The sequence below is a fragment of the Marinobacter sp. LV10MA510-1 genome (assembly GCF_002563885.1).
In the GTDB taxonomy this organism is placed as follows: domain Bacteria; phylum Pseudomonadota; class Gammaproteobacteria; order Pseudomonadales; family Oleiphilaceae; genus Marinobacter.
On record NZ_PDJA01000001.1, the window covers coordinates 914549 to 937798 of the forward strand.

At 55.7% G+C, this 23250-nt stretch carries 20 protein-coding genes and 6 pseudogenes; 8 read left to right on the plus strand and 18 right to left on the minus strand.

The window, feature by feature from the left end:
* Positions 1-123: 123 nt before the first annotated feature.
* From ATI45_RS04370 to ATI45_RS04380, 3 genes are read left to right on the plus strand one after another with little or no spacing between them, the layout of a single operon-like run.
* A complete protein-coding gene (locus tag ATI45_RS04370) occupies positions 124-516 on the plus strand; it encodes a PepSY domain-containing protein (RefSeq protein WP_098418428.1) in 393 nt (130 codons plus the stop codon).
* A 17-nt stretch (positions 517-533) separates the two neighbouring features.
* Positions 534-1019: a DUF2271 domain-containing protein gene (locus ATI45_RS04375; RefSeq protein WP_098418429.1), complete on the plus strand. Its 486-nt coding sequence runs from the start codon at positions 534-536 to the stop codon at positions 1017-1019.
* 18 nt (positions 1020-1037) lie between these two features.
* Positions 1038-3263: a PepSY domain-containing protein gene (locus ATI45_RS04380; RefSeq protein ID WP_098418430.1), complete on the plus strand. Its 2226-nt coding sequence runs from the start codon at positions 1038-1040 to the stop codon at positions 3261-3263.
* A gap of 77 nt (positions 3264-3340) precedes the next feature.
* Here the strand turns inward: ATI45_RS04380 and arsB are convergent, their stop codons facing one another.
* From arsB to ATI45_RS04400, 4 genes and pseudogenes are all read right to left on the minus strand, one after another.
* A complete protein-coding gene (gene arsB / locus ATI45_RS04385) occupies positions 3341-4411 on the minus strand; it encodes an ACR3 family arsenite efflux transporter (protein ID WP_098418431.1) in 1071 nt (356 codons plus the stop codon).
* A 62-nt stretch (positions 4412-4473) separates the two neighbouring features.
* Positions 4474-5193 (minus strand): arsenical resistance protein ArsH, encoded by a 720-nt coding sequence (arsH, locus tag ATI45_RS04390; RefSeq protein WP_098418432.1) that lies wholly within the window; start codon positions 5191-5193, stop codon positions 4474-4476.
* Between the two features lie 2 nt (positions 5194-5195).
* Positions 5196-5309 (minus strand): annotated as a pseudogene (locus ATI45_RS22555) (arsenate reductase (glutaredoxin)); the annotation flags it as partial.
* A 6-nt stretch (positions 5310-5315) separates the two neighbouring features.
* On the minus strand, positions 5316-5702 hold the full coding sequence (locus ATI45_RS04400) for an ArsR/SmtB family transcription factor (protein ID WP_218925896.1): 387 nt from the start codon (positions 5700-5702) through the stop codon (positions 5316-5318).
* 406 nt (positions 5703-6108) lie between these two features.
* Between ATI45_RS04400 and ATI45_RS04405 the strand changes: the two genes are divergently transcribed.
* Positions 6109-6465, plus strand: a complete 357-nt coding sequence (locus ATI45_RS04405) for a DUF2141 domain-containing protein (RefSeq protein ID WP_228706200.1) — start codon at positions 6109-6111, stop codon at positions 6463-6465.
* A 273-nt stretch (positions 6466-6738) separates the two neighbouring features.
* Positions 6739-6798: pseudogene (locus tag ATI45_RS22995) on the plus strand (hypothetical protein); the annotation flags it as partial.
* Between the two features lie 60 nt (positions 6799-6858).
* Here ATI45_RS22995 and ATI45_RS04420 read toward each other — a convergent pair.
* From ATI45_RS04420 to ATI45_RS04460, 9 genes and pseudogenes are all read right to left on the minus strand, one after another.
* Positions 6859-8271 (minus strand): NADH-quinone oxidoreductase subunit N, encoded by a 1413-nt coding sequence (locus ATI45_RS04420; RefSeq protein WP_098418434.1) that lies wholly within the window; start codon positions 8269-8271, stop codon positions 6859-6861.
* Complete coding sequence (locus ATI45_RS04425) at positions 8271-9758, minus strand: complex I subunit 4 family protein (RefSeq protein WP_098418435.1); 1488 nt, start codon at positions 9756-9758, stop codon at positions 8271-8273. Before ATI45_RS04425 ends, ATI45_RS04420 begins: the two co-directional genes overlap by 1 nt.
* A gap of 767 nt (positions 9759-10525) precedes the next feature.
* A pseudogene (locus tag ATI45_RS23270) lies at positions 10526-11704 on the minus strand (proton-conducting transporter membrane subunit); the annotation flags it as partial.
* Positions 11704-12009, minus strand: a complete 306-nt coding sequence (gene nuoK, locus ATI45_RS04435; protein ID WP_098418437.1) for an NADH-quinone oxidoreductase subunit NuoK — start codon at positions 12007-12009, stop codon at positions 11704-11706. The gene nuoK and the pseudogene ATI45_RS23270, both read right to left, overlap by 1 nt.
* A 46-nt stretch (positions 12010-12055) precedes the next feature.
* The gene (locus ATI45_RS04440; protein WP_098418438.1) at positions 12056-12661 is read right to left on the minus strand and encodes an NADH-quinone oxidoreductase subunit J; all 606 of its coding nucleotides are present in this window, start codon (positions 12659-12661) and stop codon (positions 12056-12058) included.
* The gene (locus ATI45_RS04445) at positions 12658-13584 is read right to left on the minus strand and encodes a complex I subunit 1 family protein (RefSeq protein WP_098418439.1); all 927 of its coding nucleotides are present in this window, start codon (positions 13582-13584) and stop codon (positions 12658-12660) included. The genes ATI45_RS04440 and ATI45_RS04445 overlap by 4 nt, the downstream gene beginning before the upstream one ends.
* Entirely contained in the window at positions 13581-14867 is a 1287-nt protein-coding gene (locus ATI45_RS04450) for a hypothetical protein (protein WP_098418440.1), read from the minus strand. The genes ATI45_RS04445 and ATI45_RS04450 overlap by 4 nt, the downstream gene beginning before the upstream one ends.
* Positions 14858-15214: an NADH-quinone oxidoreductase subunit A gene (locus ATI45_RS04455; protein WP_098418441.1), complete on the minus strand. Its 357-nt coding sequence runs from the start codon at positions 15212-15214 to the stop codon at positions 14858-14860. Before ATI45_RS04455 ends, ATI45_RS04450 begins: the two co-directional genes overlap by 10 nt.
* 92 nt (positions 15215-15306) lie before the next feature.
* Positions 15307-15930 (minus strand): annotated as a pseudogene (locus ATI45_RS04460) (IS5 family transposase); the annotation flags it as partial.
* Between the two features lie 3 nt (positions 15931-15933).
* Here ATI45_RS04460 and ATI45_RS04465 point away from each other — a divergent pair.
* On the plus strand, positions 15934-16272 hold the full coding sequence (locus ATI45_RS04465; protein WP_228706201.1) for a DUF6088 family protein: 339 nt from the start codon (positions 15934-15936) through the stop codon (positions 16270-16272).
* Between the two features lie 228 nt (positions 16273-16500).
* A pseudogene (locus tag ATI45_RS04475) lies at positions 16501-16713 on the plus strand (formaldehyde dehydrogenase, glutathione-independent); the annotation flags it as partial.
* A 140-nt stretch (positions 16714-16853) separates the two neighbouring features.
* Here ATI45_RS04475 and ATI45_RS04480 read toward each other — a convergent pair.
* Both ATI45_RS04480 and ATI45_RS04495 read right to left on the minus strand, forming a co-directional pair.
* A pseudogene (locus tag ATI45_RS04480) lies at positions 16854-17006 on the minus strand (transposase domain-containing protein); the annotation flags it as partial.
* Positions 17007-17941: 935 nt separating this feature from the next.
* Entirely contained in the window at positions 17942-18967 is a 1026-nt protein-coding gene (locus ATI45_RS04495) for a fatty acid desaturase (RefSeq protein WP_179888209.1), read from the minus strand.
* A 188-nt stretch (positions 18968-19155) separates the two neighbouring features.
* Between ATI45_RS04495 and ATI45_RS22170 the strand changes: the two genes are divergently transcribed.
* Positions 19156-19305: a hypothetical protein gene (locus tag ATI45_RS22170; protein ID WP_179887988.1), complete on the plus strand. Its 150-nt coding sequence runs from the start codon at positions 19156-19158 to the stop codon at positions 19303-19305.
* Positions 19306-19475: 170 nt separating this feature from the next.
* Here the strand turns inward: ATI45_RS22170 and ATI45_RS04500 are convergent, their stop codons facing one another.
* The 3 genes from ATI45_RS04500 to ATI45_RS04510 are packed head-to-tail and all read right to left on the minus strand — an operon-like array spanning position 19476 to position 23220.
* Positions 19476-19934 carry an ATPase gene (locus ATI45_RS04500; RefSeq protein WP_098418444.1) on the minus strand — a complete coding sequence of 153 codons (459 nt, stop codon included), beginning with the start codon at positions 19932-19934 and terminating at the stop codon, positions 19476-19478.
* A 48-nt stretch (positions 19935-19982) separates the two neighbouring features.
* The gene (locus ATI45_RS04505) at positions 19983-21719 is read right to left on the minus strand and encodes an isocitrate/isopropylmalate family dehydrogenase (protein WP_098418445.1); all 1737 of its coding nucleotides are present in this window, start codon (positions 21717-21719) and stop codon (positions 19983-19985) included.
* A 37-nt stretch (positions 21720-21756) separates the two neighbouring features.
* The gene (locus ATI45_RS04510; RefSeq protein ID WP_098418446.1) at positions 21757-23220 is read right to left on the minus strand and encodes a malate:quinone oxidoreductase; all 1464 of its coding nucleotides are present in this window, start codon (positions 23218-23220) and stop codon (positions 21757-21759) included.
* Between the last annotated feature and the right edge of the window lie 30 nt (positions 23221-23250).

A 23250-nucleotide genomic window follows, 5' to 3' on the forward strand; every position in this document is an offset into this window, starting at 1 on the left:
AAACGATACTACAGCCGTTACCTGACCGCAGCCTGAAGCAGCATTATTACCGTTCAGGCCAGTGTCAGGTAGCAAGCTTAAGATTGTTTCAACGGACTCAACGGACTCAACGGGAGACATGCCATGAATATAAAACCCCTTGTTATCACCTTTTCGTTGCTGCTCATGAGCGGCAGCGCCTTGGCCGACGATGATTGCGATGACCCGATTGCCGGATGGCAACCCCGGGAGAGCCTGCGACAGAAGCTTGAAGAGGAAGGTTGGAAGGTGTTCCGCATTAAGGTGGATGACGGCTGTTACGAGGTTAAAGGAAGGGACCCAGACGGTCATCGTGTGGAGGCCGAGTACTCACCAGCGACCTTTGAGCTGAGAGAAATGGAGCGGGAGGATGACGATGACGACGATCACGATGATGACCGTCATGGCAAGTCACGAAACGACAACGCATCGACCAATGAAGACCCGGTTTCGCCTAAGGGAATCGTCAAAGGTCGCCCCACCGTGACTGTTGAGTAATTAAAGGAGAGTAGATCATGAAAAAGATTCTGTTTGCGCTAGGCCTTGCGGCTGTGATGGCAGTACCGGGCTACTCACAGGCACAGGCACAGGCCAGGGAAGTCACCTTCAGCACACAACTGAGCAATTACGGCGGCGACGGAGCTTATCTTGCGCTCTACCTGACCGATGCCGATGGCCAATATCATGAGACCCTCTGGATATCCGGTGAGAAAAGCAAATATTACAAGCATCTGCGCGATTGGGCCCGGGGCAGCGGTTTGAACCAGGCTGAATATGATGGCCTGACCGGCGCCAGTGTGACCAGTGGGCGCACCCAGAACGTGACCCTGGAACTTGATGGCGCATTGATCGATGCCGGCTACCAGGTTCGTGTGGATAGCGCCGTTGAAGATATGCGCGACAACCGCTCGGATGTGGTGGTCCCGCTAACCACGGAAGGCTCTGGAAAGTCGGTTGCTGGCCGTGGCTACGTCCAGTCTTTTGTCTATAACCTCAAGTAACTGACGGGAGCCAGCTTCATGCTACGCAAGCTACATGGTTGGCCTGGACTGGTCGCCGCATTGCTGCTTTTGGTGCTGGCGACCACGGGCGTTGTTTTGTCCGTTGTACCCGCCATTGAACGGGCGGGCGCAACCATCCCGCCGACCGGTGAAATCAGCGTTGCTGACCTGTCTGAGCGTGTCGTGGCGCATTATCCGGGCACCGAGCAGATACAACGTTCTCTTTCAGGCGAAGTTGTCGTCTATTACAGCCGTGACCGTCAGCCAGGTGCCGATCTGGTTAACCCGCTGACCGGTGAGGGTATTGCCCCCTATCAGCCATCGGATTTTTTACGCTGGGTAAAGAACCTGCACCGCTCATTTCTATTGGATGATGCAGGCCGAATGCTAGCAGGCGGCTTGGCGGTAATGATGCTACTGCTCTGCCTGTCCGGCGTGTTTCTGCTGGCTCGACGTATGGGAGGTTGGAAAGCCATTTTAAAGCCCATTGCTGGTTCCGGTAGCTCGCGGATTCACGCCGAGCTGGCACGGTTTGTGGTGATTGGTTTGTTGCTGTCGGCACTGACGGGCAGCTACATGTCTGCCGTGCGGTTTGGCCTGCTGCCAGAGGCTGCTGCTGCGGAGCCATCCTTTCCGGCGGAGGTTTCAGGCGGCACGCCGGCACCGGTGAGCTCTCTGATCGCGCTAAAAAACGTAGACGCTAACGAACTGCGTGAGCTGGTATTCCCTTACCCGAATGACCCCAGCGACGTCTATTCCCTGAGCACGACCCAGGGTTCCGGGTTCGTTGATCAGGCAACCGGGAAACTGCTGCAGTACCAGCCTCGCTCTGCGGGTAATCAGTTCCAGCACTGGATGATTCGCCTGCACACAGGTGAAGGCCTGTGGTGGTTGGGTTTGATTCTCGGGATGGCTGCGCTGACCGTTCCGGCACTGTCGTTTACCGGCCTACAAGTCTGGTGGCAGCGGCGTTCATCATCTGCTCGCCCGGGTAAAGGCGCCAGTACCGAAGTGGCGGATGTGGTTATTCTGGTGGGTTCAGAAGGCAATACCACCTGGGGTTTTGCCAAAGATCTTCAAAACAAACTCAATCAGGCCGGCAAAAAAGTACATTGCGCGCCGATGAATGACCTGGCAAAACGCTACCCGCAGGCCTCGGTGCTTTTTGTTCTGACATCCACCTACGGTGACGGTGACGCGCCCTCCTCCGCCAGTCAGTTTATGACCCGACTTGAACGCTTTCAGGCGGATGACGGATTAGGGTTTGTCGTTCTCGGGTTTGGTGACCAACAGTTTCCGAAATTCTGCCAGTATGCGCTGGATGTGGATGCCGCCCTCAGCAGCAAAGGCCTGCAGAAAATGCACCCCGTTACCCGAATTGATCGCGGCTCCGCACTGCAATTTCGGGAATGGGGCGAGGCTATCAGCCAGCACATGGGCATCTCATTGGCGCTGACCCACAATCCCGTGCCAGCCGCCACTGCGGAATTCGAGCTTGTTGAACGTGTGGACTATGGCGTTGCGGTAAACGCGCCTACCAGCATATTGCGTTTCAGGCCGGTACAAGATTGCAGGAATTTATGGCAGGTGTTGTCTTTCAGAAGCCGGTCGCATCTGCCGAGTTTCGAAGCGGGTGACCTGTTTGGCGTTGCGCCACCGGGGGATAACACGGCCCGATTGTACTCGCTGGCGTCTTCGGCCTCGGATGGGCAGTTGGAAATCTGCGTGCGCAAGCAGACCAACGGCCTATGTTCAGGGTATCTGCACAACCTCAAACCGGGAGCTCGTATTACCGGGTTTATCCAGCAAAACCCGGGCTTTCGTCCGGCGGGCGGTGCAACGCCTATTATTCTCGTAGGCGCTGGTGCAGGGATAGGCCCACTGGCCGGCTTTATTCGAAAAAACGCGGATCTGAGCCCCATGTACCTCTACTGGGGCGGGCGCAATCCGCAATCGGATTTTCTCTACCAGCCGGAGCTTGGCGGTTACCTGGATGACCACCGTCTTACCGGACTGAATACGGCGTTTTCACGATCAGCAGAAAAAGCCTATGTTCAGGATGCCATCATGGCTGATGAAACCGCATTGCGGCAATTGATTGAGAAAGGCGCCCAGGTGCTGGTATGTGGTGGCCGGGATATGGCTTCCGGCGTAAGTCAGGTGTTTGACTCCATCCTCAAACCCTTGCACATGAATGTCGATGAGCTGAGAGCCGAGGGGCGCTATCTGGAAGATGTTTACTGACATGGAATGCAAAAATGGTTGTAGCGCCGTTATGCCGTAGCTTTGAACGCCATATCAATAGCTTAACGCCGAATCTGTTACGCCACCGGAAAGTGGCCGCGGGTGGCGTTGGCAAAACGCACCAGAGCTAGCATAACGGGCACCTCTACCAATACACCGACCACCGTTACCAGCGCCGCGCCTGACTGCAATCCAAACAGCGCAATGGCAACCGCCACGGCCAGCTCGAAAAAATTACTGGCGCCGATCATACCGGCAGGCGCCGCAACGCAATGGGGCACCTTCCAGGCCTTCGCCCAGCCGTAAGCGATGAAGAAGATCAGCACGGTCTGAAGAACCAGCGGGATAGCAATCAGCACAATGTGCAACGGATTAGCGATAATCACGTCGCCCTGGAAAGCGAACAGCAACACCAGAGTGATAATCAAGCCAATGGGTGTGATCGGTGCCAGGCGTTTCATAAAAACGTTGCTGAACCATTCGATACCACGTCGCTTGATAACCGCCTGACGAGTCAGATAGCCAGCGCCCAGCGGGATGACAATATACAAGACCACTGACAGGATGACCGTATCCCAGGGCACCTGAATGTTTGACACGCCCAGCAGGAAAACGACGATGGGCGCGAAGGCGAACAGCATGATTAAATCATTGAGCGCCACCTGAACCAGAGTGTAGGCAGCGTCGCCCCGCGTGAGGTAGCTCCACACGAAAACCATGGCGGTACAGGGCGCAGCACCCAGCAATATAGCGCCAGCCAGGTATTCATTGGCCCGATCCGCGGGTATCAGAGGCGCGAACACCACGGTAAAAAAGAACCAGGCGATGGCGAACATGGTGAAAGGCTTGATCAGCCAGTTCACCGCCGTGGTAATAACCAGCCCCTTGGGCTGACGGCGAACGCCGAGAACCGACGTGAAGTCGACCTGCACCATCATGGGAAAGATCATCGCCCAAATCAGCACCGCGACGGGAATTGAAACCTGCGCAACCTCAAAGCGTGACAAGGTCTCGGGGATGGCGGGAGCGAACTGCCCTATCAGCACACCCGCTATAATAGCCAGGGCTACCCAGAGCGTAAGAAAACGTTCAAAAAGCCCCATACCTTCAGACGCGCTAGGGGACTGTGAGCTTTCAGGTGTGGTCATGCCTCGTTTCCTTTGATCATTATTAACGTTGCGTTGCGTCAGCGGCTATCGAGTTTCTGGCGTCAAATGGCGCGCTGATTAACGCGATTTGACAGTGTATCGGCGCTCTCTTTGCGCTCCGAGTAACGATCGGTCAACGCAGTGTTGCGGTCGCGTACCAGCCAGGTGAACTTCACCAACTCTTCCATAACATCGACGATTCGGTCGTAAAAGGGTGACGGTTTCATGCGGTCGTTTTCGTCGAATTCCATGAAAGCCCTGGGCACTGACGACTGGTTTGGGATGGTCAGCATGCGCATCCAGCGCCCTAACACGCGCAGTTGATTCACGCTGTTGAATGACTGCGAGCCACCGCAGACCTGCATCACGGCCAGAGTCTTGCCCTGGGTTGGGCGCACGGCCCCCAGCGTCAGCGGAATCCAGTCAATTTGTGCTTTCATGATGCCGGTCATAGCGCCGTGGCGTTCCGGCGAACACCACACCATGCCCTCAGACCATTCGGCGAGTTCGCGTAACTCCGCAACCTTGGGATGGGAAGCGTCCTCGGCGTCGGGGAGCGGCAGTCCGGTAGGGTCGAAGGTTCGAACTTCACAGCCAAACCAGCTCAGCAGCCGCCCCGCTTCTACGGAAACCAGCCGAGAAAAAGACCTCGCTCGCAGCGAGCCGTAGAGCATTAGAATACGGGGGGCATGCCGAGATGCGCCGGGGCCGACCAACGCCTCAATATCAATGGCGTGAAGCTTGTCAGGGTCGATGTTGGGCAAGTCATGCAACAGGGTCATTTGGGCGGTGTCTTGAGATATTCCACGACTTCAGGCGCTTCACCCGAGGCCTTCATCACTGCCAATGTGTTACGCGAGGTTCCGCATTCAGGATTATGATAAATATAAGATTTCATGATCTCTCAAAGCTCGTCCGATTGGGTGGAACAGGCGATTAACGAGGATGTGAGCGGCTCACAGACCTGTGGATGGCCTGCACAGCAGTCGTTAACCAGAAATTTGATCGTCTCTTGCACACAATTTAAATTCGCTCGATAGATAATGGAGCGACTCTGGCGCTGGGAGAGAACAAGCTCTGCACGGGCAAGCACCGACAAATGTGCGGACATGGTATTGTGCGGCACGCCCAGTTGTCTTGCGACCTCACCAGCAGGAAGCCCCTCTGGCTCATGACGAACCAAAAGCCGAAAGGCCTCCAGTCGAGTCTCTTGGGAGAGCGCGCCAAATATTGCTGTTGCTTCTAAAGTTTCCATATGTCCAAGAATATGGACATAATGAGGTTTAGTCAAGCGTCACAACACGAATGCAGGCAATCAGGGTATACCCAGCACTTGAAGCATTTTTATAGAAGAACTACTGTCGAACGGAGGGTGATTTTCCTACTACCCTGATTAATTTCCGCAACGACGTTTGCGGCGACGTGCTCCAGGCGTTTCTGTGAAAGATGTTATTTCTCATTGAATTAGCTGCAAGGCTGTTAATGGCGGATTCAACTAAACTACGCAAGTCAGACCTATGAGGGCGCTCATGAGTGAGTCAAAAAATTGTAAGTCCGTGTTGGCCTCCACGGTCAGGCATCCAGTAGTGACGCTGCTCTCTCCCCTGAGGGCTCGGTTTATAGCATTGTTTACAGTGCTAGTATTGACGAATCTTCCCGCAATCACCTTTGCCCAATCAGCGTGCCCTGGCATTCACGTGAAGATTCTGGACATCAGAAACAGCGCTGGAGCCGTAGCTTGCGCGCTTTTTAAAACGTCAGAAGGCTTTCCTACTGAGTTTCTGCAGTCAGCGACCAATATCATAATGACAAAGGTTCAGGATACGCAGGCGCGTTGCGATTTTGTAGGCATCCCGCCGGGTACCTATTCGCTTGCCGTTATTCATGATGAAAATATGGACGGCAAGCTTGGCTCCAACGGGATAGGGATCCCCACGGAAGGCTACGGTTTTTCAAACGGTGCAAGCGCCATGATGGGTGCGCCTTCGTTCGAGGCCGCCAGATTCCCGTACGATGGGAAAAACCTGGATCTGACGATCAGCTTGGGTTACTGAGTCACACCCACCTTGTTCCGTGAAGTGTAAGGTATGACCCCATTCGCACTTGATCCCTGATCAGACGCTCGCCTCCCTGAAAGAAACCAGCCTCCGCTTGTTCTCGTCCCAGAGCGCCAGGCGCACTGATTCGATGCTTTCGCGCAAAGTGACCCGGTTGAATGTTTGAAGTTCCGGGTAGTCCTTCAACACCTCGGTTCCCCAAGGCCGGCGCATGGTGTTTTTCCCCGGCTCGACCATTGGTAACTTCGAACCGGTAAGCACCGGATCGAAATGCATCTGGTCAGCGGATGCGACACCCGCATTTCGATCGCTGACCAGACGTTTAACCTGCGCTCTGGTGAAACCATCCACACCGAAAATTCCTATAAATACAGTTTGGACAGTGTCCATTTAACGGAACTGTATGAAGGCACTACTTTGAGCCAAGCTGATCAAACCATTTGCCCAGAGCCCCAGCCCCAGAACCATCAGCCCGGTTACGATCATGGTGGCGGCCGCAGGCCACCCCAGATCTGCCACGCTCTGTTGTTTTTCCGGAAACACCAGGGTTGCAATAACACGCAAATAGTAGAACAGCGAAACAACCGTATTAATCACCGCAACCACGGCCAGCCAGGCATAGCCGCCTTCAATAACCGAACTGAACAGCAGCAGCTTGCCAAAGAAACCAATCAGAGGCGGCAAACCCAGGAACGACAGTAAGGCCAGAATGATCACACTGGCGCACCAGGGGCGTTGATGGGCAAGACCGCGATAGTCCTCTAATTCCGTTCGCCCTCTCAGGTACACCACCACCGCGAACGCAGCAACGTTAGCCACCGCGTAGCCGGCCAGAAAAACTAGTAACGCCGCCAAGGCCTGATCCACCGCGCCAATAACCACGATGGCCATTAAGGCATAGCCGGACTGGGATACGGCGGACCAACCCAGCAGCCGGCGCAGATTTGTCTGCCAAAGCGCGGCCAGATTACCCCAGGTCATGGTAGCCACGGCCATCAGCGCGATTGCCCAGCGCCAGCCCAGGGTTTCAGGTAATAGCATGGCGAAGCGCGCCAGAGCGATGGCGGCCCCTACCTTGGTAATAACCGTAATCAGCGCCGCGACGGGCGCCGGTGCGGCCTGCGCGATATCGGGCATCCACATGTGAACCGGGGCCGCGCCCATTTTGAAACCTAAACCAATCAACACCAACACGAACGCCACAATGATGACCCACGGGTCAGGGTTGGCGGCCAGCCCCGCCGCCAGTTCGGTGTAGCCGGTAAATCCCGTCAGGCCAAACAGCAGCACCACCCCGACCACCAGCAAAGCGTTGGCAAGCGCGCCAATCAGAAAGTATTTCATGGCGGCTTCTTGCGCCGGGCTCCATTGGCGGTGATACCCGGCCAGTGCATAACCGGTGACCGACGACAGCAGAACCCCCACAATCAGCTGCATAGTATCCGCCGCTGCGGCCATCATAACGGCCCCGAGAGCGGCAAATAACAGCAGGGCGTAATACTCGCCATGGCGGCGATCGGTTGCCATCCACTGTGGTGACAGCGCCGCGGCGACGAGAGCTGTGCCAAAAATAAGCAGCTTGGCAAAGCGCGCGCCGCCGTCCAGCGCCCAGACTCCGGAAAACGTCAGTTGGGCCGCGTTATCCCAACGGCTTAATACCACGCCAAAACTAATCCCCAGCAACGCGATCGCCGCTATGGCACACAGCCAGTGCATGCGGTGCGGCAAGAACGAGGCCGCAACAACGATAGCGGCCGCGCCAATCAACAGAATCAGTTCTGGCAATAAATCGGCGACTGGCATCAGCTGCCCCTCACCAGCCAGCCGGTCGATGTTTCGATCAAATCAATCAACACGGCGGGATAAACGCCGATTACCACAACCAGCAGCAACAGAATGCCCAACACGGTGAATTCGGTGGCATTGAGATCCGGCATGGTCTTCCAGCGCTCAGGCAGCGGGCCGAAGAACAGCGACTGAAGCATACGCAGGAAGAGCGCGGCGGTGATGAGCAGCCCCAGCAAAGCAATGGCGGCCAGCCACGGATACACACCAAAGGTGCCGACAAATATGTGGAACTCGGCAACAAAGCCCGCAAGCCCCGGAAGTCCCAGGCTGGCGAAGGCCGCCAGTGTGGTTAGGTTGGCCAGTTTGGGTGTGCGCCCCGACAGCCCGCCATAGGCTGAAAAGTCGTAGGTTTCTCCCCGCTGCCAGAACGACCCTGCGATCAAAAACAGCGCTCCGGTAATCAGGCCGTGCGCCACCATTTCTATGGTCGCGCCCATCAGCGCCATGGAGCGAGCGGCTTCACTGCCACTCAGCATGGCACCTGCGGCGGCAATGCCGAGCACAGCGTAGCCCATGTGGTTGATGGAGGTGTAGGCAATACGGCGTTTGATGTCTTTCTGACCCAGGGCCACCAAGGCGCCATAAAGGATCGAAACCAGAGCCAGAATGGCCAGGGGCAGCGCCCATTTTGTGAAGGTCTCGGCCATCATGCTGTAGGGAATACGGATCAGACCGTAAGTGCCCATTTTGAGCAACACACCCGCCAGAATGGCGGAAACCGGCGCCGGCGCGTCTACGTGCGCACTCGGTAGCCAGGTATGAAACGGTGCCAGGGGCGTTTTGATGACAAAGGCCAGAAGGAAGGCGGCCATAACGACGCTGGCGATGGTGCCGCCCCCGGCCAGAGGTTGTAGGGCAATCAGTTCACGCATATCGAATGTTAAAGGATCTGTCGCAAGATACAGGCCCAGAATTGCCAGTAAAAGAAACAGCGAACCAAACAGCGTGTAGATGAAAAACTTGAGCGCAGCGTATTGCGGCTTGCCATGCCCCCATCCGGCTATCAGAAAGTACATACCGACCAGGGTCAGGTCGAAAAAGACATAGAACAGCAACAGGTCAATAGCCAGGAATACCCCAAGACAGGCCGCCTCCAGAAATAGAATCCAGGCGTAATACTGGCGGGCAGAGCCACGGGTATCCACCGGGTAAGCCACCGCCGCGGCAAACAGCAGCGCCGACATGGCGGCTATGGCTAATGCGATACCGTCAACCCCGAGGCGGAACCCCATACCCAGTGATGGCACCCAGTCTACCTCCTCAGCCAACTGAAACATTGCCCCGTTGGTGTCAAAACGCCACCAGGCAATCGCCATCAACGCCAGCGGAACCAGGGAGATCCCGACAGCCCAGATACGGGCGGCCGATTGCGACCAGCCGGGCCAAAAAGCCAGAGCGAGTGCGCCGAATAGCGGAACGGCCAGTGCAGTGGTGAGTATCAAGACAAACCTCCTTTGATGATGGCCAAAACCAGCGTGAGTACGAAAACTCCCACGCCGACTGCCATCAGGCTGTAATAGTGGTGCAACATGCCCGACTGAAGCCGCCGCACCTGATGGCCCGCCTGGCCGGAAAGGTGGGCCGGAGCTTCTGGCAGCTGGTCAGACAACCATTCAAGAAAGCGGCTGCCGAACGTGGCGAGCGATTGCCCAAAACGCGCGAACCCCTTGGGCAGTTGGTCAAATGTCCATTCACCCGAGCGGTTGCCAACGCTGGCAAGCCAAAGTGCAAAATGCGCACTGGCGCGAATACCGGCATCCACCGCCTGGTCATCAAGGCTCGCCAAGCGGCGCGCGAGCGCGTCTACCGGTATTACAATCAGGCGGCGGGCGAGGTGTGGCAAAAACATCCACTGGGCCAGAAAATAACGCACGGCACTGGCGCTCCGATCGCCCTGCCCGAGCTCTCTGACCGCCATTCGATACCCGCCAAACAAGCCCAGCAATACCAACGTCAATGAGAGGGCAAACTCCCACAGCTTGGTGCTCGGGAACGTCAGGCTCAGCCACTGGCTGAGCTGGCTGTGCAGGTTGGGTAACCAAAGCACACTGCTCAATAAAACGAGGCTAGCGAGTAGATACAGCGGTGCACGTTGCGACCAGCCCATGGCGCCCTTGGGCTGGTCGCTTTCATGTCGATCACAGTGATGAAAAAACAGGCTGCACTGAAAACGCGCAGCGTAAAGCGCACTCAGGCCGCCGGCAAAAGCCACCAACACCGCAAACCATGGGGTTATCAGCCCTGCCGCTGATACAACACCTTCTTTTGACCAGGCTGCCCCCAGCGGAAACAGGCCCGCCAAAGCCAGTGCCGCAATTGCGTTTACGTATTTGAGGTCGCGGGGTAGAGGAACGCGGGCAATCTGCGCCAGGTTATAGCTGTCTGCCCTGTGCCCGGCAATGCCTGCCATTATGAACAGCGGCGCTTTCATCAGCGCGTGTAACGCGAAATGCAGCAAGGCGACAGCGGGATAACCGGCACCGATGGCCACAAACATCAGGCCGTAATGGGCGGATGTGGAACCTGCCAGTAAGCGTTTGGCGTGTGGAGATGCCGCTGCCACAAGCCCCCCGGCGAACGCCGTGGCGAGACCCACTGTTACGAGCACCGGCCCAAACCAGCTGACACCCGCCAACATCGGTTGAAACTGAACCAGCAGCACAACCCCGGCGGCAACCATCGTGGCCGCATGCAGCAAAGCAGAGACCGACGCGGGGCCAGACATCGCTGAAAACAGCCAGGGTGAGAATGGCAGCTGGGCCGACTTGCTTAGGGCCGCCATCGTCACGCCGGCCGCGAACAGGCTTGTCGCCAGCGGGCTCATCTGATCTAGCCCTGCGTAAGCCAGGCTTCCGGTCTGCTGGAAGGCGATAAACGTTGCCAGGTACAAGCCCAAGTCCCCAGCGCGGGTGGCCAAAAACGCCTGTGAAGCATGGCGGCCCCGCTCTTTATCCTGAAACCGGTGACCGATCAGCAGCCATGATAGGGCGCCGGCGATCTCCCAGGCAATTAGCAGGCTCAGCAGATCCTGCGCCAGAATAATCAGCTGCATAACGCCGATGAACGCAACCAGCAGCGTTACCAGGCGGCCCAGTCTGTCAGTGTCTTCATGAGCAGCGGCATAGAACACGATGGGCGCAGCCACTACCGGTACCACCATAGCAGCCAGGAAGGTTGCCGGGGTAAAGTCGGTCGTGAGTTGAAGCTGGCTGCTCCAGCTCAGTGAGCCTGTCCAGCCGAAGGACTCGGCCCATAACACCAAGGCGAGCTCGGCGGTCACCACAGCGGTTGCGGATAACGCAATCGCTAACCGCGAATGACTTTTGGCCCAGTGCAGATACAACAGCGCCGCGGCAACGATTGGGAACAGCGGGATTAACCAGAGCATCAGTGTTTCAGCCCGTCCAGAGCTTCTGTCATGTCCGCTTGTTTGGCTCGGTAAACAGACACCACCAGGGCAAACCCCATCGCCATCTCAATCGCCATTACGGCCATCGCTATAATCGTTAGCAGTTGCCCCTCAGGCGCTCCGCCTGCCGTCAAAGCCCAGAAACTCACCGCAGCCAGCATGGCGCCGTTCAGTATCAACTCAAGCCCCATCATTAGCATGACAAACGACTGTTGAGAAAACGCTCCGTACAGACCAATGCCTATCAGCGCGGCAGCAACAATCAGCAGTGTTGGCAGCGTCATTTAAGGTCTCCTTATTTCTGGTTGAGCCGTTTCTGGTTGGGCAATCCTAGTGATGATGATGTTGGTGCCCCTCCTCTTTCGCTTCGGCCGGCATGTCGGCCGGATCACCACCGGGTTCCAGCCCCGGCGGCCGCGAGCCGTGGTTGGCGGCGCCGTAGCGACCGCGGTGACTGGTCAGCATAACCACCGCGATCATCGTAGCCAGAAGGGTTACGCCAGCGGATTCGAACACCAGCATGGAATCACCCAACAGTTCATGGCCCAGGGATACCACTGGCTGTAGTCCCTCTGGAACCGGTCGCGACGGGAACTGGCCGAACACAGCGACCGCACTGAGCGCAGCAAAAGCCACCACCCCGACACCGATGGCCACTTTTTCCTGGTGCACCATTTTCATCGGGTTCAACCCGGCGGGGTTCATCATGAACATCACCATGAACAACGCCATAACCATCATCTCAACGGCCATCATGAAAAACAGCGCCACCCCCAGGTACACCGCGGCCAACAACAGCATGATCACGCCCACCGCGAGGAAAGAAATGAGCAGGAAGAACGACGCGCGCACCATGGAGTCAGTCACAAAGACCCTCCAGCCCGCATAGATCGCGATGGCGGCATTAATATAGAAGGTAATATCGACAGCGCTCATAACAAGGCCTCCACACCTGCCCAGGCAAGATCCAGAAACGCCAGCGGCAATAGAACCACCCAGGCGATGGTCATGAAGCGCTCAGGTGCCAAGCGAGGCAAGCGGTGCCCCAAAACAACCAGTATCAGCACAATAGTCAGCGTTTTCAGCGCCAGCCACACAGGCCCCGGCAGCCAGGGGCCCTGCCATCCGCCCAGAAAGGCAGAGGCGGCAATGGCAGAAAATGATAGCAGCATAGCGGCGCGACCCATTTTCCAGAGCAGCCTGATCCGGCCGGAATCCTCCGACGCCGCGCCCCCGTGCAGATCATCAGCGTCGATAAAATTCAGCGGCCCCCAGAAGCTCACGCCCAATCCCACAATCAGAAACAGCGGCAAACCCAGCGGCTGGCGAATTACATTCCACATCTCGGCTTGCGCATCGACAACGGCGCTGACTTGCAGTGACTCGGCCGGCAGGGCAACACCAATCAGCACAAACATACTGACCAGGATGTACGACAAACCAAGAGCGACATAGCGATAGGCGCCAAGCAGCGGAAAGTGGGCGTTGGGGGCCCAACCTTTGAGAAAAATGAGGACGGTCGCCAGGGGTTCAATAGCTCCCCAAAAAACGATACCCGTGGTCAAGTCTACCGGGACAAATTCGCGACTCCATGGCACCAGTGCCAGGCCCATGGCAGCCAGCATCAAATAAAGTATGGGCGCCAGCCTCCAGGCGGGCATGTCCGGCGTCTCGGTCTGATTATGTGGCGCGTACCAAAGGCGTGCGGCGCTTTGCAGGGGAAGCAGCAGCGAATTGCTGCGCTGCTGGCCGGTGATTCGCGCCTCCACCGCGCAATCAAGCGCAGCCACGCAATATATGCCGACTAGCATTGCCAGTAGCACCACACCGACTGAAGCAACCAGAAGCGTATGGGTCAAACGGCGTCACTCATTTGCGCCTGGGCCAAACCCGCATGCCGAACGGCTGGCAGGTCGAAACTGCCCAGAACGGACATCGCCTCGCTCCACTCCAGGCCGATCAGCAGTGGTGGGAGAAGATCGCTGCAATCCAGCGGCGGCGCGGATTTTGTTAATGGACCAACGGGTGACTCCACCGCCGCAGAGGGCGAACTCATGGCCCGGTTCCTGGCCCCCGCTTCGGCGAGGGTGAGCGCCTGTTCGGCTTCATCCAGCCACTGTTTCCAGCGTGAAGCACCGGTGCCCTTTTTCTGAACAATGGGTTCAAAACCAAGCGTGACATAAGCAGGATCATTCTGGCGTGCGTCTTTGGCGCTGCCGGCCGCTCTTGCTGCGGGGCCGGCTAATCGGATGCGGCTTTCACCCTGTACAACACCCTTTCCAGCCCCCGCCACCCAGCGCAGCGACCGCAAAACTCCGGCATTCGTCACATCAGAGATTAAGTGGCCGGGCTGTAGTTCGGCGGCATTGTGCCGAAGACGTTGTGCGTGAGCCTTTAGCCCGTTCAGTTGCAGCACGGCGGCCAAACGGCGCAGATGCCAGGCGGCGCGGGCTAGTTCAAGCTCGGTAATGGCAACCGGTTCGTTAACGGCCCTGTAAAACACACTCGGCAGCGTCCGCTCGTAGGGTCGTGAAACCAGCTCCCAGCCAGCGATGACATCACCGTGCAGCGTTACTTTAGCCACCATTCCAGGGGGTAACAAGGGCGAAAACGGCCCGATCGAGAACACCAGTGGGTCGAGTTGCAAGCCATCCCGAAGGTCTTCCTCCGGCATAGCCATAGGTCGCCCATAAGGTTTGCCGCCCATCATGCCTTCGCCACCGTGGCCGTCGCCCACACCTTTCCATGGCGCCGGTGGCAGATCCGGGCACAGATTCACATCGCCGGTTTTATCGCCGGCATCGAGTGCCTGAACGGCCCTCTGTATCCGTTGCCCTAAATCTGCAGAGGCCTCCACCACAATCGCGGAGGCAGACAGCTCCGGGGGCATCGTCGTTGTGCTGCACCAAGCGATAATTCGAGGTGCCGGCACCTGATCGTGAACGCGCCTGAACGCTTCCTGATCGTTTTCGTCGATGGCGCCAAGCACAACTACGGCGCGCGCATGCTTTGGTGATTGAGCGACCGCCACCGCCGAGGATAGATAGAGCGCCTCAAGCGCCGCCTCGCCGGACTTCCCGACGACGGGAAAAACCGATACGGGTGCCTTATCCGCCAGCCTTTGCAGCCAGTTTACTGCCATTTGAACGCCCCCTCGCGCCAGCCATACAAGATACCGATCGAGAGAATGCCAAGAAACATACTCATCTCGGCCAGGGCCTTGATACCTTCGGAGACATACACAACGGCCCATGGGTACATGAACATCATCTCCATCTCGAAGGCGATGAGCAGCAGAGTCATAGGATAGTAACGCACATGGAAGCGCGACCAGGCGTGGGTGTCCGGTTGCCCGCCACCCAGAAAAGGCGCCCGTTGTGGCCAGGGGATCGGATTTTTTGAATGCCCGGGCGTGCGCTGCACCCAAAAGCCAAAGCCTGCGGTAATCATGCCAACCAGCGCCAATACCAGTAACTGCCTCAATTCCATGACAAGGTTCGTGCCTCTTTACGTAGAAAGTGCGTGCAGACCATCTATAGTAAGTTCATGGTTTTATAAAAAGCCTAGGGTCTGTTGACGTTTCACATCGGCAGCCATAGAAATGCGCAAGCGAGTGCCACGACACCTTCGTAATTTCGTCCGGGTTTGTCGTATCTGGTAGCGACAGCCCGAAATTGCTTGAGTCTGGCGAAAGCATTTTCAACCAAATGCCGGTATTTGTATAACCGACAGTCGAGCCCCTTATCGGCTCGTTTTGAATTGCGCCTGCAAGGGATCGTCACATGCATGCCGCCGTTTTCAATATGTGCTCTGATCTTCTCGCTGTCAAAGCCTTTGTCAGCGCCCACGGTCTCGGCTTCCCTCAGTGTATCGATCAGTTCGGGCGCTACGGTGCAATCGGCTGTCTCACCGCCTGTGATGCTGAAAGAATAGGGTAAACCACAAGCATCCACCATCAAATGTATCTTGGAAGTGTTGCCAGCCCTGCTTTTGCCGATATTCTGAGGTCTGCCGCCAGCAGCACCGGCACTGTGCTGATGAGCTTTGACGTAGCTCCCGTCCATGAACGCCCACTCCAGATCAGGCTCGATAACCAGCGCATCGAACAGCGCTGTCCAGACCTTTTTCTTTGACCAGGCATTGAATTTTCTATACACCAAATTCCACTTGCCAAAGGCTTCTGGACGGTCTCTCCAGGGTACGCCAAAGTGCTGCGGTTATTATCTGAATTCGGAATTAGAAAGTTCCACGAACTGTGGACGACTGTGTCTGTGCAAAAAGCGCTGAGCAGACTTGCCCAGGAAGGCGTGGTCGAACGAGTAACCAAAGGTATTTGTGTACGCCCAAAGACCTTGGTCAGCATGCCATCTATCAAAATCACGGCAAGTGCAGAACAGATAGCCAAAAAATGGGCACAGCAGCACGGCTACACACTGGTAAGGCAGGGTATTTATTCCGCTTATCGACTTGACCTCCATCAAGGCCTCCTTCCCGATGAGCAGAAAGCCTTTCACAAATCCGGGCCCGGCTCATACCGAGCGCTTTAATCACGACTTCCGGACTTTCACCCTCCATAACTTGCTGGACAACACGAATGTGGAGGGCTTCTAATATTTTATGATTCAGTTTACGACCATCAATCTAGCCCATTAAGAGGCAATATCCGATAAGCTTTGGAACCACACCTCATAATATGAATGATGTTCGCTTACTTTTTAACCCATCAGTAAGCTGCGATTCCATACTATAAAAAATAAATCTGTCCCGGTTTTCCTGCCAAGGCAATGTCGTTTCATACCGGCCAGACGCCGGTCATGCGTTATCATCGCCAGCTTATGCAGGCGATTCTGTACGACAAAGTGCAGATCGGTAAGGCGGTTAACGTAACCCCCATTAGCCTCGACGAGGCGCCGAAAGGTTACGAAGAATTCGATGGCGGCGTGGCCAAGAAATTCGTCATTGATCCGCACGGCGTTTTAGGCAGGTAGACCTGATTGTGACGCCCCGGCATTGGTCGGGCGTCATCTATCTCACTTAAATTACGTGACGTGACGGATAACCCAGGGTTCGGTGAGCTCGATCGACCGATGGTTCTCAATCTCCCGGAAATACCGTTCTGGGCTTGTCCTCAGCCGATCTGCGACACATTTTTTGAAGCCCGTTCCAGGTCCACGTTCCACGGTAGCAGTGCTTCCAGCTTCTCCAGCGTGTCAGCTTCAGCGATTCGCTCCAGAATATGCTGGATATAAACCGAGCGTTCCAAGCTGTTGGCTTTAGCGGTTTATGCCGAACCCAGAACTATGCCGAACTGGCTTTGTCGTTTGCGTAAATAAGCCGACACCACGCCATTTTGGGTCTTTCACTAACTGTGCCGACTCGGCACAGTTAGTGATCAGCTACAAGTTATTAAGGAACGCCAGCAGTTCATCTCCGGGTTGTGCCTCAGGACATGCGGGGTGATCCGCTTCTGTTTTAGTGAAGGGCAATGCTGCCCAGCACAACCGAAGCGCGATCAAGACCTGTGAGTTCGGAAAGTCGTAAACCTGTCTGTACGGCAAGCAGCAGTAACGTCGGATCCCGACGACCGATCCACGTTGACTGATCCGGTGCTGCCAGTAGCGCCTCAATCTCTGGTCTCGCCAGAAAATGCACTATCCTCCTGTCCTGACGTTTGCCGGGCACTGCCAATACTCGCTGGATTTGTGCACTGTGTGCGGGTTCTTCGTAGGACACAAAACGGAAGAAAGATCGAATGGCAGTCAGCCTCAGGTTTCGGGTCCGGACGCTAATCGAACGATTGACTTCCAGATCCTCGAGAAATGCGCTGGCATAAGCCGATCGGTAAAGAAGCGTTCCAGCAGAGCCGGTAGAGTGGGAGTGTTCATGGCAATGCCTCCCAGTGTTTCTCAAGTCGGCGCGTGGCGTGTTCCATGAGCTCGGGACAAGCTGACAGATACCAATAGGTGTCACGAATGCATGTATGACCCAGATATGTCGACAGCACAGGCATCAGATTGTCCACATCTTATGCACGCGTCTGCCTTGTCCCGGGCATTGAGATACTATGACCTGAGGCTGCTGGTCCTCATTGCAGGCAATCGCGCCCAAGCTATTTTTGAGCGTCATGAGGTGTCTGCTGCCGTCGTGATTACCATAGTGGTGCTTGCGATCTGGGGTGGCGCTTTATTGGGCGGGTGACAGAAAAATCTGTCCCGATTAGCCCCCAGCCTCCCTAAAGGAAACCAGCCGCCGTTTGTCTTCGTCCCAGAGTGCCAGGCGCACTAACTCAATGCTTTCGCGCAACGTCACCCGGTTGAATGTTTGAAGTTCGGGATAGTCCTTCAATACCTCGGGCAGGCGGTAGCAAGGAATTCGGCTGGCCAGATGGTGAACATGGTGCACACCGATGTTGGCGCTGAACCAACGCAGGATGCCCGGCAGTACATAGTAGGAGCTGCCCTGCAGCGCAGAGTCATGGGCGTTCCAGTGTTCATTTTGTTCCCAGTAGGTGGCCTCGAACTGATGCTGAACGTAGAACAGCCAAACTCCCATGGTGGTGGCAAGCAGCGTGATCGGGATTTGTACCAGTAAGAAGGGGCCCACCCCGACAAACCAGATTACGGAAGTTGCCAGTGCCGCGATGGCCACATTGGTCCCCAGGGTACTGATCCAAGGCATTTTGCCAGCACGCATGAATCCGAAAGGCAGCCGGTAGTCCAGCAGGAACGTGTACATGGGGCCGAAACCAAATAGCACCAGAGGGTGGCGGTAGAGGCGATAGCGCCATTGCTGCCACCGCGGCAAAGCCTGGAACTCGCGCACTGTGAAGGTGTCGAGCCCGCCAATTTGCGGCCGATCCAGATTGCCGGAGTTGGCATGGTGGAGGTTGTGGGAGTGGCGCCAGAAATCGTGAGGCGTGAGGGTAAGCACACCGATGATACGGCCGGTCCAGTCATTGGTACGCCGCGAACGGAAAAATGCCCTATGACTGCAGTCATGCTGGATCATGAACAGGCGTACCAGGAATCCCGCCGCAGGGACGGCCAGTACCAGGGCCACGGGCCAGTATCCGGCACTGACCGCCAACCACATCAGAGCCCAGATCAACACAAAAGGAAGTGCGGTGATCAGGATCTCCGCAATACTGCGTGCCAGGCGTGGCTTGCAATACGCTCTGAGTGTCTGCCTCAGAGATCTGGGGTCTGTATTGAACTCGGGGGTCGATGCTGGCGGTATGCTCATGGTGCTTTTGCCTCGAATCCGGTGTCTTAAGCATCAAGCCTACACCAAGGCCAGTCGAAGTGGGCCAGGTGTTTAGCTCAATCTTAACGTGATTGTACCTAGTCGTAGATGAGTTTAGAACCGAGGCAAGTTATCAAGATGATGTTTACTGACGGTAAGTGTTTTAAGGTACTTCCTTCAGAAAAAGCATGCCTGATGGCCCATCAGAACCCGCCGACGAAACCACCACACACGCATTGATGCTGATGATGTCGTCTGCAAGCTTGGCGCTACTCGCCGCTAGCCCAAATCAGCTGGTGCTAGCGGCGTTTTCCGCGGTGCTCTTCGGCCTTGCCTAACATGTCAGCCATTCGAAGCTGCGCAGTAGAATTGCATTCACAGCACGCTCAAAAAAACGACTAATTCCCCCGCCCGACTGGCAAGGGTTGCCAGATTCCCCAGTGCCAAGCATTAGGCTTACGAACTAGTCAGACGGGACACTAGGCTCCAGCGTGGTTGAACGACTCAGTCATAGATCTTCCATGCGGCTTACCTGACTAGCAAGACGCTTCGATTCGTTTTTCTCCATCGTCAATAGTGACTCCATTAGCTCTCTTATTTTAGGAATCTCCGCTTTCTCGGCCAGTGTTTGGTAAAGATCAATTATTTGATCGTGAAAATCGAACACTTCAAGGCAGATACCGTTGAAATCAAGCGTTGCATAGGGCTGGTCACAGGTTCGGTGGGTTTTAATGGGGTGATTTGAAAGATAGTCATAAACCCTTGTTTCCAAAACATTGTTATCTGCCTGGTATTCAAACTCGTTTACAATACGCTCAATTTCGGACTCATGACCGGCCAGGTAGTTCAGAAGCGCTCGAGCTCGTTCATCCTCATTCCGTGGCGCACAATGGGAAAGGCAGCTCGCCAAGTGTGCATGTAGATCACTTGACCAGTCGATCAGTTCTCTATACGTATTGATGTCCATTCGTATTCACCTTTCGTATGTGTCGCGTTGCTGCTTCGCGGCTGAAATCTACTTGAGCGCGCCTTCTACAGCGTTCAGGAAACCTGTCATATCCACCACCTGCTCTGAATCTGGGTCGACGGTCTTGCCTTTGAGATCCGCAGTTACAATGCCCCTGTCGACGGTGTCGGTCAGGGCGGCTTTGAGGTTCACCGCGTATTCGGCCAGGGGCGCGTTGCCCTCGCGCTCGCCCAAGTATTCCAGAGCGTTAGCGAGTGCGAAAATCAGCGCGGAAGGGTTGAAGTGGGCGTCGCGGCCGTCGCTCTCTAAATATTTCAGATAAAGATCATGAGCCGTGCCGTGGGGCGCCTCAAAAAGCATGGTGCCGGCCTTGCTCTCGATGATGGAGCTGGCAGTGGCCAGGCTACCGCCGAGAGCAGCTGAGATGTCCGAAAAGATATCGCCATCCAGATTCTGGGACGGATAGAGCGCATTTCTCGGGGGATCGGTGATCATCTTCTTGAGCTGACTGGAGGGCCGCATGATCATGAAAGACGGCGGTGGCGTGTGTTCCCGTGCCAATTCCCGCCTCACTTCGGTGATAACGTTGCTGAAGACTTCGTCGTATTCCATGTACTCGCGTTTGAGGCCGAAGTAGACCTCTTTGTTCTTGCGAGAAGCGTCACGAAACACCTGTGCTACCCAGTCTTTTATGGCTTCATGATCATTGGACATGAACAGTATGGGGTCGCCGTTACCGACGCGCCGTGCGTGTTTCTCTTCGCCGTCTACGATCACCTTGAGGATGCCATCTTCCTGCGCCGGCATGTTGAAGCTGCCGTATTGGTCGCCACCGCCGGCGCTCATGCGGGAAATAGATACATGGGCACTGCGGCTGGGAATACCAACCTCTCGCAGCTGATTGACCAGTTTGAGCAGCTTGCGCCCAGTGGTGTTGTCAGGCACGCCCCAGAGCGCGCGCTCTGGCGGGTTAGAGACGATGCGTGCTGCCTGGGCGTCGATGAGCTCGTAGTGGTAGCTCAACCCCAGGTCTTTGATTTGCTGACGGTAGTCGCTTTGGTAGATGTCTTCAATCACCGCTCGCATGGCGCCGTCGTAGCCAGGGATAACGGTGTCTTTCAGGCCCAGATAAACATCACGCTTCTCGTTAATGGCACGCTGGAAAAAGCGGTGAGCCCAGGCTTTAACGTCTTCCACATCGTTGGTGGCGAGCAGCCAGGGATCGCCTTTACGGAGCTCACGGCGGTGCAGCTCAACCGGGTTGCCGCTGCTACCCACAAACATCAGCTTGACTACACCCGTGGACTGGGACAGCTGGTTGAAACTGTCTTTAATGCCGCCGCACTCCATGGTGTCAACTTCAATGTCGCGACCGATCCAATCCGGACGGCTGATCTTGAGGTTGCGAAACTGGATGTCTTCACGGGTTATATTGCCGCTGATGCCCTTTCGGATGGCGCCATTCGGAGATTTAGTGGCCAGTGGGTGAAGGTTGCCAGCGTCCACATTGGGGTGCTTGCGAAGCAGTTCTTCCAGTTGCTGGCGGTTAACGGTCATGCCGGCATTTTTCACCCCCACACCATGGCGTTTCAACGCGTCAATGGCATCAATCACTGCCTGACCGTTGGTCAGCAGGCGGCGTTCCGCAGACAGGTCGATTTCTTCAAGCTTGATATTCAGGCGCGCGGTCACGAATTTCTTGAGAATGTACTCAAAAGCAACTTGGGCCATTTCATCGCCGTGAAGGATGACCAAAGGCGACGTTACATTAATCTTGCTGTCCATAGATTGTTCTCCGCGGTTTTTGCAGTATTGATCGGTCTTATTGCGCCTTGGGCTGAATTATCCCCAACTGTTGGTTAGCTGCGTCGCGAATCTGCCGGTAACGATCAGGGTTGCCGATGAGTGTTTCCAGATCATCCTCGGGGAAAATCTCACTCCTCTTCTCCTTAGCGCCTTCTTTAGAAAAGACAGACGGTATCAACTGTTCCAGACAACGCAGTATAACCTCAGGCGAAACCGACGCCCCGGGCGATGCGCCCAATAAAGTCCCGTAAGTTTTGTCTTTCGACACAAGGATTTCTGTGCCCATCTGCAGATCACCGTCTTTGATGATCTGCACTCGCTGGCCAGCTTGAACCGGCTTCCAGTCAAACTTTTTACTCAAGCCCGGAGCAAAGCTGTCCAACTCCTCGAACATGCTCTTTTTGCCTTTGAAGGTCTCTGAAATCAGATATTTAACCAAGGGGAAATGCTCTAAAGCGACATTCAGCAAGCCAGGGATATCATGGGGGCGAATTGACCTGAGGTAATCAAAAAACCCTCGATCTCTCTCGAGGCGCGGTTTAAATGAGGCGAAAGGACCAAACAATAAGTAATGCTTACCGTCAACTACCCGCAAATCCAGGTGCGGTACGGACATGGGAGGCGCGCCCACTTTCGCCTTGCCATAGGTTTTAGCCCGGTAATACCCGGCTTGCTCTTCACTAATCGGCGCCCGAAGAAAACGCCCGCCCACAGGGAAACCGACAAAGCGGTTTCGGAACGGCAAGTGGCTTTTTTTCAGGAGGGGAAATGCGCCCCCACCGGCGCCCACAAAAAGCGCATCTGCTTTGTACTGAACAGGTTTTCCGTTGCATTCAGCCTTGATAACCCACCGCCCGGTCGGGCTCTTGTGCACACGCTTAACGTGGGTGCCGTACTCAAACTTCACCCCCAGGTGCTGGGCTGCGTAAGCCGCCATTTGCTCCGTTAACGCACCAAAATTAACGTCCGTACCCGTCTCAATAACGGTAGCCGCCATTTTTTCATGGCGTGGGCGCTCGTCCATGGTGTATGGAATCCAGCTCTTAATTTCATCAAAGTCTTCTGAGTAACGCATGTGCTCAAAAAAATGATGGGCCGACATTTCCTTGAACCGCAATCGCAGTTCTTCAATATCAGATTCGGAAACTATGGTGCAGTGTTTGGTTTGATTGATAAACGTTTTAGGGTCTTTTATGGCGCCCTTTTCGACCAAATGAGCCCAGAACTGCTTGGCAACATTGAACTGGGCGTGGATCTTCAGCGCTTTTTCAACCGAAATGACCTCTTCATCGACTGGCGTGTAGTTCAGCTCGCAGTTCGCTTCATGACCCGTGCCGGCGTTCCAGAATGGAGAGGAATTTCCCGCCCCGGCACTGTCCAGTCTCTCTAGGATGGTGATATCCAAATCCGGTGCCATCTCTTTTGCCAAGGTGGCAAAAGTGGTGCCCATAATTCCTGCGCCTATGATCACTACGTTCATAAAGGTCTACTCACCAGCGTCAAATGTTTA

Excerpts from the sequence above, each read along its gene's own strand:
- ATI45_RS04370 (WP_098418428.1), top strand. The coding sequence starts at position 124 with ATGAATATAAAACCCCTTGTTATCACCTTTTCGTTGCTGCTCATGAGC.
- ATI45_RS04375 (WP_098418429.1), top strand. The coding sequence starts at position 534 with ATGAAAAAGATTCTGTTTGCGCTAGGCCTTGCGGCTGTGATGGCAGTA.
- ATI45_RS04380 (WP_098418430.1), top strand. The coding sequence starts at position 1,038 with ATGCTACGCAAGCTACATGGTTGGCCTGGACTGGTCGCCGCATTGCTG.
- arsB (WP_098418431.1), bottom strand. The coding sequence starts at position 4,411 with ATGACCACACCTGAAAGCTCACAGTCCCCTAGCGCGTCTGAAGGTATG.
- arsH (WP_098418432.1), bottom strand. The coding sequence starts at position 5,193 with ATGACCCTGTTGCATGACTTGCCCAACATCGACCCTGACAAGCTTCAC.
- ATI45_RS04420 (WP_098418434.1), bottom strand. The coding sequence starts at position 8,271 with ATGCCAGTCGCCGATTTATTGCCAGAACTGATTCTGTTGATTGGCGCG.
- nuoK (WP_098418437.1), bottom strand. The coding sequence starts at position 12,009 with ATGACGCTGCCAACACTGCTGATTGTTGCTGCCGCGCTGATAGGCATT.
- ATI45_RS04440 (WP_098418438.1), bottom strand. The coding sequence starts at position 12,661 with ATGAGCGCTGTCGATATTACCTTCTATATTAATGCCGCCATCGCGATC.
- ATI45_RS04450 (WP_098418440.1), bottom strand. The coding sequence starts at position 14,867 with ATGGCAGTAAACTGGCTGCAAAGGCTGGCGGATAAGGCACCCGTATCG.
- ATI45_RS04455 (WP_098418441.1), bottom strand. The coding sequence starts at position 15,214 with ATGGAATTGAGGCAGTTACTGGTATTGGCGCTGGTTGGCATGATTACC.
- ATI45_RS04495 (WP_179888209.1), bottom strand. The coding sequence starts at position 18,967 with ATGAGCATACCGCCAGCATCGACCCCCGAGTTCAATACAGACCCCAGA.
- ATI45_RS22170 (WP_179887988.1), top strand. The coding sequence starts at position 19,156 with ATGCCTGATGGCCCATCAGAACCCGCCGACGAAACCACCACACACGCA.
- ATI45_RS04500 (WP_098418444.1), bottom strand. The coding sequence starts at position 19,934 with ATGGACATCAATACGTATAGAGAACTGATCGACTGGTCAAGTGATCTA.
- ATI45_RS04505 (WP_098418445.1), bottom strand. The coding sequence starts at position 21,719 with ATGGACAGCAAGATTAATGTAACGTCGCCTTTGGTCATCCTTCACGGC.
- ATI45_RS04510 (WP_098418446.1), bottom strand. The coding sequence starts at position 23,220 with ATGAACGTAGTGATCATAGGCGCAGGAATTATGGGCACCACTTTTGCC.